Source organism: Pseudoalteromonas aliena, from assembly GCF_038155085.1.
GTDB classification, from domain to species: Bacteria; Pseudomonadota; Gammaproteobacteria; order Enterobacterales; family Alteromonadaceae; genus Pseudoalteromonas; species Pseudoalteromonas aliena_A.
The window spans coordinates 1-211 of sequence record NZ_JBAKAU010000262.1 but is presented as its reverse complement, the minus strand read 5'-3'; the positions used below and the strand labels follow the sequence as shown (position 1 = coordinate 211).

The 211-nt window shown below is 34.1% G+C and carries 1 pseudogene; it reads right to left on the bottom strand.

From position 1 onward, the window contains the following. Positions 1–71 precede the first annotated feature (71 nt). Positions 72–211, bottom strand: a pseudogene (locus tag V6260_RS19325) (Tol-Pal system subunit TolQ); the annotation flags it as partial.

Below are 211 nucleotides of genomic sequence, written 5' to 3'. Positions count from 1 at the left end.
ATTGAATCTAGAGATTCAATTTTTTCAATTTCAAGAGAAAGAGAAACACGCATAGATCGATGTGTTCCTTACATAACAATACCTGCACTTTGGAATGTATTTTTTTTGTGACGCGCAAACTCTATAAAGCCAGCAGTAAATAGTGCTTCAATACCCTGAGACTGAACACTACGAGACGAAATTTCATTATACAACATGCTAAAATCAATTC